Source organism: Protofrankia sp. Cas8 (assembly GCF_963555845.1).
In the GTDB taxonomy this organism is placed as follows: Bacteria; Actinomycetota; Actinomycetes; order Frankiales; family Frankiaceae; genus Protofrankia.
The window spans coordinates 2,154-11,503 of the sequence record NZ_CAUVXI010000170.1 but is presented as its reverse complement, the minus strand read 5'-3'; the positions used below and the strand labels follow the sequence as shown (position 1 = coordinate 11,503).

General features: G+C 66.8%; 11 protein-coding genes, 1 pseudogene and 1 CRISPR repeat array. Of the genes and pseudogenes, 1 reads left to right on the top strand and 11 read right to left on the bottom strand.

Annotated elements, in window-relative coordinates:
- Window positions 1-37: 37 nt before the first annotated feature.
- Window positions 38-699: direct repeats of the CRISPR family, unit length 36 nt; unit sequence GTTTCAATCCGACTCGGATTTGTAGATCGCGGGCAC.
- A gap of 494 nt (window positions 700-1,193) precedes the next feature.
- Window positions 1,194-2,411 carry a helix-turn-helix transcriptional regulator gene (locus tag U9977_RS20335; protein ID WP_322750880.1) on the top strand — a complete coding sequence of 406 codons (1,218 nt, stop codon included), beginning with the start codon at window positions 1,194-1,196 and terminating at the stop codon, window positions 2,409-2,411.
- Between the two features lie 209 nt (window positions 2,412-2,620).
- On the opposite strand, the pseudogene U9977_RS20330 reads toward U9977_RS20335, so the two are convergent.
- From U9977_RS20330 to U9977_RS20285, 11 genes and pseudogenes are all read right to left on the bottom strand, one after another.
- Window positions 2,621-2,890: pseudogene (locus U9977_RS20330) on the bottom strand (transcriptional regulator); the annotation flags it as partial.
- Between the two features lie 104 nt (window positions 2,891-2,994).
- The gene (locus U9977_RS20325; protein WP_322750879.1) at window positions 2,995-3,381 is read right to left on the bottom strand and encodes a hypothetical protein; all 387 of its coding nucleotides are present in this window, start codon (window positions 3,379-3,381) and stop codon (window positions 2,995-2,997) included.
- Between the two features lie 268 nt (window positions 3,382-3,649).
- Window positions 3,650-3,820 (bottom strand): hypothetical protein, encoded by a 171-nt coding sequence (locus U9977_RS20320; RefSeq protein ID WP_322750878.1) that lies wholly within the window; start codon window positions 3,818-3,820, stop codon window positions 3,650-3,652.
- Between the two features lie 166 nt (window positions 3,821-3,986).
- On the bottom strand, window positions 3,987-4,349 hold the full coding sequence (locus tag U9977_RS20315) for a DUF5615 family PIN-like protein (protein ID WP_322750877.1): 363 nt from the start codon (window positions 4,347-4,349) through the stop codon (window positions 3,987-3,989).
- 10 nt (window positions 4,350-4,359) lie between these two features.
- Window positions 4,360-4,764 (bottom strand): hypothetical protein, encoded by a 405-nt coding sequence (locus U9977_RS20310; protein ID WP_322750876.1) that lies wholly within the window; start codon window positions 4,762-4,764, stop codon window positions 4,360-4,362.
- A complete protein-coding gene (locus U9977_RS20305) occupies window positions 4,761-5,978 on the bottom strand; it encodes an AAA family ATPase (RefSeq protein ID WP_322750875.1) in 1,218 nt (405 codons plus the stop codon). The genes U9977_RS20310 and U9977_RS20305 overlap by 4 nt, the downstream gene beginning before the upstream one ends.
- A gap of 416 nt (window positions 5,979-6,394) precedes the next feature.
- Window positions 6,395-6,973, bottom strand: coding sequence for a hypothetical protein (locus U9977_RS20300; protein ID WP_322750874.1), 579 nt, complete (start codon window positions 6,971-6,973; stop codon window positions 6,395-6,397).
- Window positions 6,970-7,362, bottom strand: coding sequence for a TadE/TadG family type IV pilus assembly protein (locus tag U9977_RS20295; RefSeq protein WP_322750873.1), 393 nt, complete (start codon window positions 7,360-7,362; stop codon window positions 6,970-6,972). The genes U9977_RS20300 and U9977_RS20295 overlap by 4 nt, the downstream gene beginning before the upstream one ends.
- A gap of 7 nt (window positions 7,363-7,369) precedes the next feature.
- Window positions 7,370-7,639 carry a hypothetical protein gene (locus tag U9977_RS27140; RefSeq protein WP_416210715.1) on the bottom strand — a complete coding sequence of 90 codons (270 nt, stop codon included), beginning with the start codon at window positions 7,637-7,639 and terminating at the stop codon, window positions 7,370-7,372.
- Window positions 7,640-7,690: 51 nt separating this feature from the next.
- Window positions 7,691-8,635 (bottom strand): type II secretion system F family protein, encoded by a 945-nt coding sequence (locus U9977_RS20290; protein ID WP_322750872.1) that lies wholly within the window; start codon window positions 8,633-8,635, stop codon window positions 7,691-7,693.
- Window positions 8,632-9,350 (bottom strand): type II secretion system F family protein (locus U9977_RS20285; protein ID WP_322750871.1); only part of this gene is annotated, 719 nt, incomplete at its 5' end. The genes U9977_RS20285 and U9977_RS20290, both read right to left, overlap by 4 nt.

The following is a 9,350-nucleotide window of genomic DNA, read 5'->3' as shown; positions in this document are numbered from 1 at the left end:
GCACCAACGACCACGTCACGGCCCTCCAGGTCCGGCTGTTTCAATCCAACTCGGATTTGTAGATCGCGGGCACAAGTTCAAAGGTGCCGTGTTCGGGGGTTCACCCGTTGTTTCAATCCGACTCGGATTTGTAGATCGCGGGCACCTACTCAAACCAGCGCGGCGCCGTCTGCTACAGGTTTCAATCCGACTCGGATTTGTAGATCGCGGGCACCTCCTACGCGGTAAAGCTCACGCTGAACCCCGGGTTTCAATCCGACTCGGATTTGTAGATCGCGGGCACAACACAATCTGTTTCAAAGCCGCAGCAGGCTTACCGTTTCAATCCGACTCGGATTTGTAGATCGCGGGCACTTCCAATCGACCAGATGGTCGACATCGTCATGGTTTCAATCCGACTCGGATTTGTAGATCGCGGGCACCCCTCGCCGTGTCGGACGCCACCCGGCTCTCCGAGTTTCAATCCGACTCGGATTTGTAGATCGCGGGCACCTGGGGACAACACCAGCTGTCCCACACCGTGGGAACGTTTCAATCCGACTCGGATTTGTAGATCGCGGGCACGACGTCGCAACCATCGTTCGCGACTGGCGCAGTTTCAATCCGACTCGGATTTGTAGATCGCGGGCACAACGCGCGACCAAAACCCGCCCCCCCCCTAACGTTTCAATCCGACTCGGATTTGTAGATCGCGGGCACCGCTGTCCGAATTGTACACCCGCTGACCTGCGACGATGCAAGATCATACCACAACCTCCATCCGAAGATCCTTAGGATCATGAATATATGATCTATAGGTGTCGCATCGCAGCAGGTCACAGCATATGTCGATCGCCCACCACAACCTCCCGCGTTCGTCGGCGTGTCGGCGGTTGTGGTAAACGATCATCATGCATCCCCCGTTCCCACCGCCGGGTCTCGGACCAACCCGTACCCGACAATGATCGCAGACTCTGCCGCCCGCAGCACGAGACCCGGGGCCACCGTCCCGACAGCGCATGGAACCGACCCGCGGAACCCGGCCGACGGACATCGCCAAGCGCAGGAGACCAAAGCGGCACCCACGTCCCACTGGCCGGACGTCCACCAGAACCCTCAAGCCCCCGAAACCCTGAACACTTGGAGCACAGCTATCGCAGAACGTACGCCCACCCGATCTACAGTGTCACCAACCGCACACCCTGGAGGGCTCGATGGCCGAGCAATCCCTCGGCGACCGCCTCGCCCAAGTCCGCCGTCGGCGCAGCCTCACCCAAGAGGAGTTAGCCCAAGCCGCCGGTGTCTCCGTCGCGACCATCTTCAAACTCGAGCAAGGCCAGCGCACCAGCGCCCGTGTCAGCACCCTTCACGCTCTGGCCCGCGCCCTCGGCGTCACAACCTCTGAGCTCTTCGGCCCAGGTGCCGAGCTGGACCCAGACACCAACGGGGATACCGCGAGCCTTGTGGCCCTTCGTCGCATCCTCGCTCCCGCTCCCGGCGCCCCGTCCTCCGTCGACGACCTACCCACCCTCGACGATCTCAAGGCGTCCATCACCGCCGTAGGCCGCACCGGCCTGCACTGCCGCTATACCGACACCCTCGCCGAGCTCCCGCCCCTCATCAGCTCCGCCCAGGCCGCCGCCGACCACTACCAAGGCCAAGACGGCCTGGGCGCTCAACACCTGTTGGCCCGGGCCTACCTCACCACCGGCACCGTCCTCGCCCAGTTCCGCCATGAAGACCTCGCCTACGACGCCATCGTTCGGGCCATCACCGCCGCCCAACAAGCCGGTGACCCCATCCTCCATGCCTCCGGTATCTACCACCTCGGCTGGATCTTCATCCGCCAAGGCCGCTTCGACGACGCCGAAGACGTCACCGTCCGCGCTGCGGAAGCCATCGAGCCCTCCATCAGCCGATCCAGCCCCGCCCACATCGCCATCTGGGGCCGCCTCCTCGTAGAAGCCTCAGCCGCCGCTGCCCGCAATAACCGGGCCGCAGCCTCCCGGGATCTCCTCACCCTCGCCCGGTCCGCCGCCGCCCGGCTCGCCCACGACCGCTTTGACTACGACCAGCACTGGTCCTCCTTCGGCCCCACCACCGTCGCCGCCATCGAAGTCGAAAACGCCATGACCACCGGCGACGCCGACCACGCCGTCCACTTGGCCCGTAACGTCCCCGCCAGCGACCACATCCAGCTCGTCACCCGAATGCGCCACCTCCTTACCGTCGCCGAAGCCTCCGTGGCCACCCGCAACTACGAAACCTCCGTCAAGACCCTGCAAACCGTCCGCGACGCCGCTCCCGAGTGGCTCAAAAACCAGCGCCTCGCCCGCCACGTCGTCCGCGACCTCCTCGACGCCACCAGCATCCGCCGCGCCAAAAACGTCGGCCTTGCCGAACTCGCCGACTACATCGGGGTGCGGCCGTAAGCCCGAAACGGGGACCGTTCACGCCATCATTCCGTTTCGCCTTCCAGCCCCACCGTGCCCTCCCCGCCCGTAAGCGCCACCAGCACCGGCCCCACAATCCGGGCCACCGCCTCCACCCCGGTGGCCTCAACCTCCGCCAGCGCCCGGACCGCCAGCTGGAGCCGCTTCCGCAATAACGACACCTCCATTGTCCGCAACACCGCCGGATCATCGTCCACCGGCAACCACGTCGGCCACGGATGCGCCACCACCACCTCCGTCGGCACCTCCAGAACCGCGGCCAACGCCCGCTGCGATAACTGGTCCGGCACCACCCCCTTGTGCTCCCAGCGCCACGTCTTCTGCCGTTCCGCCGCCATATTCGGCACCCCCATCTGCCGGGCCTGCCGGGCAATAACCCGCGCCAGCTGCTGGTACGACCAGCCTCGGGCTGCCCGGACCCGTGCCAACGGGTGTATCCGCAGCTCACACCCGATGATATCTTTCTCGTTCTCTAACCATTCCGGCCCGCAAGCCTCAACGGACTCGGTAAGGCCGTCCGTTACTGTCGTCGCTGTACCGGCATCCGGAACCGTTGCCCCCATCACGGCCGCCGCCTCACGAGTCGCGCCATCGTCGCCGTCAGGCGTCCCAACTCCTCAGTCACCGCATCAACCCACTCCACGATCCCCGCGACTTCCCCCGGCGCTACCCCTGACAACTGGCCAGCCACCGCCGCCAACGTCGCGCACGCTGTCCGTCCCTGAACCTCCGCCGCCCCGATCGCCAGCTCCAACCGGTACCGCAGCGGGGAAGTCAGTCCCGTCCCCGCCTCATCCGCTGGCGCCTCCCGTACCTCCAGCTCGCCACCGAACACAGCCTCGAGCTCTGCCGCCACCTGCACCGGCCAGCTGACAACCGGCGGGAAAGCCCTTGGTCCCTTCGCGTCCAACCCGCCCGCCCGTTGCCGTGGCGGGCGCGGTCTCACCACCCGGCTTCCTGTACATCTGCATTCCCTGCACATGACCCCTCCAGACGCTATGAATCATCACCAACCTGGCGGGCGCCCGGAGCCGGGGAGTGCGTTCCTCATACCCGACCCCGGGCGCCTAAGTCAAAGCGTGGCAGGACAGTTACCCAGAATGGAATACACGTTCGGACATATTTCACGCCCTTGCGCCTTGCCAGGTAGTACGGGGTGTCATAGAAACGCTGGCGACATATCGCCATTTGCCGGATGGTGGCACACAACTACCAGCTCAGTAGTTTCTACAAAATCTTGTCTCGTACAGGTTGACGGGTTCCGCAGCCTCGACGAACTCTTCACCTACAGCCGCGCTGTAAGTCTGACTGCCGTCAAGGTCACCGACCACGTTGAATAACCACGCCGCCGCCGGTCCGCCTTCGTCGCAGCTGCTGCGTCTCGGCATCGGCACCATACAGGCCCCCACCCGCCAATCAATTCATGCAACGCCCTGTATGGATCAGAAGATTGGGGGTTCGAGACCCTCCGAGCGCACGCTGGTTGAGGCAGGCCAGAGCCCCGCAGCCCACCAAGGGCGCAGGGCTTTTGATCGTCTTGTAGCAACCACGCTGTCAGGCATCCGCACGGCGGATGCGGAGCAACCCTCGGTGAACCACTGTCACCGTCCCGACGAGATCGGCCAGATCGTGATGCGTCACCAGGTTCTCCACCACGGCCACAGCCGAACGCGCCGACTGCTCGTCGAGCCGGAACACGACGATCCTGCCATGGGATCCAGGCGGGTACGACTGAATGTTGCCGAACCCGCGGTCCAACGTGAAAACGATGCGAGCCTCACGACCCGCGGCGGCAAGGACCTCCGGATCGGCACAATCAGTGAGCTTCTCGTCGAACACCGTGTCAGCCTCGACCCCGAGCGCTGCAAGCCTTCCAACCAACGAGACAGGGAGCCGCTCGTCGAGCGTGACCTTCACGGAGCGATGCTCAGCGGAACCAGCTCCTCCCGAGCCAACCAAGCCCCGTAGGCCGCAGCCGCTCGCACACCCGACTCGTCGACAGACGGATACTCGGCCACGATCTCGCTGACCGACATGGCCATCCGCCAGACAATCGAGCAGCACGCTCACCGGCACCCTGGTAGGGACAGTCGTCATCGGCGTCGATCATGATCAGGACACCACCGGCCGGGCCGACCTGCTCGGCGACCGCCGCGACGACCGTTTCCAGCCCACCGGCACCAACCAGGGTGCCTCGGTTGACCCGATACGGGCGTGGCAGATCCACCCATGATCCTGGGGCCAGCTCGGCGGCCATCCGGCGTACCAGCACCGGCAGGGCGGCGACCTCGCCCTGGCCCTCGACCACCATGGCGATCGTGGTCGGCGTCATCCCCGCTCCCGCCTCACGTCCGCCCGCCGGCCGGCCGGGCGATCGGCCTGCACCGGCATCATCCGCCCGCTCCGGTGCAACTCACCGACCGTCATGATCTTCTTTGCCACGATGGCGTGACTGGCGGCATCAACCTCACCCACATGCGTCACGCCGTCGAGATTCGCCACCGCCCGGATATGCCCGAGCCGGACGTACTCGCTGTCCAGAAGATCCGAACTCTGACTGGTCACGATCACCTGGGTCCGCAACGCGGCGTCGTCCAGGGCCTCGTACAACGCGCCCACCGTCGCCGGATGCAGCGCCGTCTCCGGTTCCTCAATGCCGATCAGCGAGATGCGACCGTCGAAGGCCGGTGGCTGAAACAGCGCCGCGAGCACCCCGGCTGCCCGCAACGTCCCCTCCGAGAGGGCCTCCCGCGCGAACACCTCAATGCCGTCCGCGACACCGACTCGGAAACGGGCCTCAACCGTCGAGTACCGGCCCTCCAACCGCTCGTCCACCCCGACCGCGTTCGGTACCAGCGCCGACAGGTAGGCATCGAGGCGTTCCTTGCCCACGCGATCGTCACGCTGGAGCGCGCCGAGGACATGCCCGAGATGCTCACCCGCGGAGCCGAGTTCCGAGCGCCGGGTCGTCTCCTCGTCCAGCGCCCGCAGCACCGCCGAGTCCAACTCGTAGAACCGCATGGCCCGCAACGCGGTGTCGACCGCCGCATACCGATCGTCCTGGATGGCCTCCACTGGTAGGTACAGCCGGGAGGTACGACGCCGCCCCGCGGTCGCGCTGAGCACGACCGGACCGCCAGGCAGTTCGATGCGGCACTCCTCGCGGATCACCAGCAGCGGCAGGTCGCCGTCCGGATCCCGACCGATCTCGACCCCGTAGGTCGCCGCGACCGCCGCACCGCCGTCGCGCTCCGCCGCGAGCGCCACATCAAGCCGAATCCCGAAGGAATCGGCACCCCCATCCGGCCTCCGGCGCAGCAGGGCATCAAGACCACCGCGCTCCGAGACCGCATGCGCAGGCGACACCTCCAGGGCGTCCGTGACGAACCGGAGCGCGTCCAGGAAATTGGACTTCCCGGAGGCATTGAACCCGACCAGCACGGTAAGCGGGCCGAGCGAGACATCGCAGTCGGCAACGGACCGATAGTCCCTGACCATGACCCGCCTGACGAACGGGAGCGGCCGGGCGGGGGCGATGGCGGTCATGACACGGACACTCCCCGAACGGTTGCGACGTCGATCATCCTCGTCGATCTGCCTAGTGACAATGGTGGTGACAAGCCCCTGCCGCCCTCGCTGACCGAGTTCATCGTGGCGATCATATGCCGGCGCAACAACAGCGACCCGTCGTTGATCCGGGGCAGGAGAGCGCACGGCAATAGGGACGCGGCATCGCGGGGCCGGGGCATGCACATCTCTGTGTTGTCGTCGGTCGATACCCACAATCAGAGTGACTCCCGCCGCCGTCCTGCCATGTACGTGCCCCAGCCTCATTCCTTGATCCACACCCCTACTGCCAAGCGCCCCTAACGATGTGAATCTGATGCTCCTCCCACAACACCAGAGTCACATCGTTCCCACAGAGCGTCCGGCAACAGGGGCGCGAACATCGGCGGAATCCCTTACGGTGCAGTGGTTCCGGTCCGGTTGCGCCGGTAGGCGTCCACGACCACGATAAATTTTCCGTTGACCGTGATATCCGCCAGCCCGGTGAACAGCTGGGCCGCACCGGGCAACGCGGCGACCGAACGGACGCACACGACGAACCGGGCGCCCGGAGTCAGCGATGCGGCCCCGTCGCCTGGATCTCCCGCGCCGCAGTCCACGCCCTCCGGGGCGAAACGCACCTCGGGCGCGCCGTCAAGGCCCTGGTCGGCGAAGGCCAGTCGAGCCGCCACCCGCGCACGCTCGACGGCCTGATCCTCGCTGTCCGCAGTCGCGTACGCCCGGCCGGCGGCCCGCGCAGCCTGGGTGACCGCGAACGCCGACCGCTGGACCGCGAACACGCTGAGGAAAAAGTAGACAAACGGGATCAGCAACAGGACCGACAGCCCGACGAACTCGATCAGCGCGGTCCCGCTGTCATCACGGCGACGCAGCCGCAACCGCGGCCCGCCGCGGCCCGGTCCTAACCGCACGGGTGGTGACGGCCGCACGGGTGGTGCCAGCCGCACAGGTGGTGACCGGTCCGGCGAGCTCACGGCGTCTCCTTGACCGCATGCCCGACAACTCTGATCGTCGTGCTCGCTCCGAACGGCACGAAGGTCAACGGCACCGTGACTTCGCACCGCACCTCAACCAATGGCACCCCGGACGGGTCGGTCACCGCGGCACTCGTGCAACGCGTATCGGCCCGCCCGGGAACGGACGAGGCGATCAGCCGCTCGGCGTACGGACCACCCGCGTCGTCGGTCATGTTCAGGTTTGCCGCGTGCCGCGCGCCCTCAGCCGCGTCCGCGGCAAGGGTGTTACGGATGTGCAGAACAAGTCCGACCTGGACAACGCCGAGAAACAACAGTAACAACAGCATTCCGACCAGGACGAACTCGACGATAGCCGAACCCCGGTCGCCAGCCGGGCGCGCCAGCACCGGACGGTCAGCCGCCGGTCACGGAGTCGATCGCTTTGGTGAAGACATCCCGAAGCTGGGGCACGGCAACCGCCATCAGGGCCACTACCAGTGCCGCCGTCATCACCGTGACCATCACCCAGCCGGGCACGTCGCCGCGATCCCCGCGGCTCCGGGCATCCCCGCGGTCTCCGCCATCCGGGCTGTTCCCGCTCCCGCCATCCCGGCTAGTCTGACTGTTCCGGCTTTCCGGCCGACCGTGGAAGGCCTCCGTCAACGCCGGAACCCAGTGGCCCATCAGTGCTACGAACACCCGCACAGTCGCCAACTCCCTTACATCGCAGTGTGATCATTGTGCGTTGAACGTCAGACTCACGACCGCTGGATAGAAAGCAAAGATCACAGTGGTCGGCAGGACGAAGAAGACGACCGGCACCATCATCGCGATCTCCTTGCGACCACCGGCCTCCAGCAGTTGCCGCTTGCCCGCCTCACGGACGTCGATCGCCTGCGCCCGCAGCACCTCGGCCAGCGGCGTACCGCGCTCGATCGCCACCACCATGCCCTCGACGAACCGACGCAGCGAGGCGACCGTCGTACGGGCGGCCAGACCCTCCAGCGCCTGAACGAGGGTGGCGCCAGCACGCGTGTCCGCGAGAGCCAACCGCAGTTCGCGGCCCAACTCCCCGTGGGACAACCGACTTACCCGTTCCAACGCTCCCACCGGGCTCTCACCGGCGGTGACCGCCAACGCGAGCAACTCCGCCACCGTCGGGAACTCGATGAGTATGCGTTCCTCGCGCTCTCGTATCGCCCGGGTCAGCCACCAGTCCCGGGCGACGACCCCGCCGGCGACACCGGCGACGACCAGGGCAACGCCGACGATCGGCGGGGGCCCGAAGCCCAGCAGCGCACGCAGAGCCAGCAGTGCGGCGCCGAACAGCGCCCCGGCCACCGACCAGACCACCTGCTGAACCCGGAAATCCTCGATGGAGGTCTGCCCGCCGGCCTGGGTCAGGCGGCGCTGCAGGGCGGCACGCCCACCCAGAAAGCGGTCGAGGCGCCGAGCCGCGTCGGCGACGAACGGTCGGACCAGCTCCTCCAGGCCACTACGCGAAGCCGCCGGCCGGGCCCGGTCGGCCAGCAGCCGGGACTGCGCCGGGGTGTCCCGCAGGTACGGGTCGATCCGATCGGCGAGCCGGATCCGCCGGACCACTGGCGACCGCAGGACGATCAGGGCCAGGCCGACGCCGGCCAGCAGACCGATCAGCGCACCGGTCGCGACCAGACTCATGGACGCAGCACCCGACCTTCCTCAGGGAGTCTGCCGATCTGTTTCATGAGCAGGTACGCCACCACCGACACCCCACCGCCGACCGCGAGTACGACAACGCCGGTGGGGCTGTCATAGGCGCGGACCGTCTCCCCCCGGGTCGCCAGCAGCAGGAGGACAACCCACGGCGCTGCGAGCGCGAGCCGCGCAGCATTGATCGTCCAACTCTGTCGGGTTTCGAGCTCCGCGCGGGTCCGGGCGTCCTCCCGCAGGAACGCCGAGAGTGTCCGCAGCAGCCGGCCGAGGTCGGTCCCGCCGACCTCCCGGGCGGTGCGCAACGACTCGATTATCCGGTCGGCGATCGGATCGGCGAGATCGTCAGAAAGCCGGTCCAGGCTCGCCGCGAAGGAGCCGGTCGCCCGGTAGTCCTCGCCGAAACGGGTGAAGGCCGGCCGAAGCGGCAGCGGGCCCCGTAGTCCCACCGATGCGAGCCCCTCGGACAGGGGCATTCCCGCCCGCACCGCGCTGGCCAGATTGTCCACGACATCCGGCCACAGCTCCCGAAGGTCGTGCATGCGCGCCCGGCGGCGACGCATCACCATCGCACGCGGCAGTAGGGCTGCGAAAATGAAGAACGCTCCGGCGAGCGACCAGGTGGCGGTGAAGGCCAGCACGATCAGGCCGACCAGCAGCCCGACCCCGATACTGATCGCGAGGAGCTGGTCGGGACTGACTC

Excerpts from the sequence above, each read along its gene's own strand:
- U9977_RS20335 (WP_322750880.1), top strand. The coding sequence starts at position 1,194 with ATGGCCGAGCAATCCCTCGGCGACCGCCTCGCCCAAGTCCGCCGTCGG.
- U9977_RS20320 (WP_322750878.1), bottom strand. The coding sequence starts at position 3,820 with ATGCCGAGACGCAGCAGCTGCGACGAAGGCGGACCGGCGGCGGCGTGG.
- U9977_RS20310 (WP_322750876.1), bottom strand. The coding sequence starts at position 4,764 with ATGACGCCGACCACGATCGCCATGGTGGTCGAGGGCCAGGGCGAGGTC.
- U9977_RS20305 (WP_322750875.1), bottom strand. The coding sequence starts at position 5,978 with ATGACCGCCATCGCCCCCGCCCGGCCGCTCCCGTTCGTCAGGCGGGTC.
- U9977_RS27140 (WP_416210715.1), bottom strand. The coding sequence starts at position 7,639 with ATGGGCCACTGGGTTCCGGCGTTGACGGAGGCCTTCCACGGTCGGCCG.
- U9977_RS20290 (WP_322750872.1), bottom strand. The coding sequence starts at position 8,635 with ATGAGTCTGGTCGCGACCGGTGCGCTGATCGGTCTGCTGGCCGGCGTC.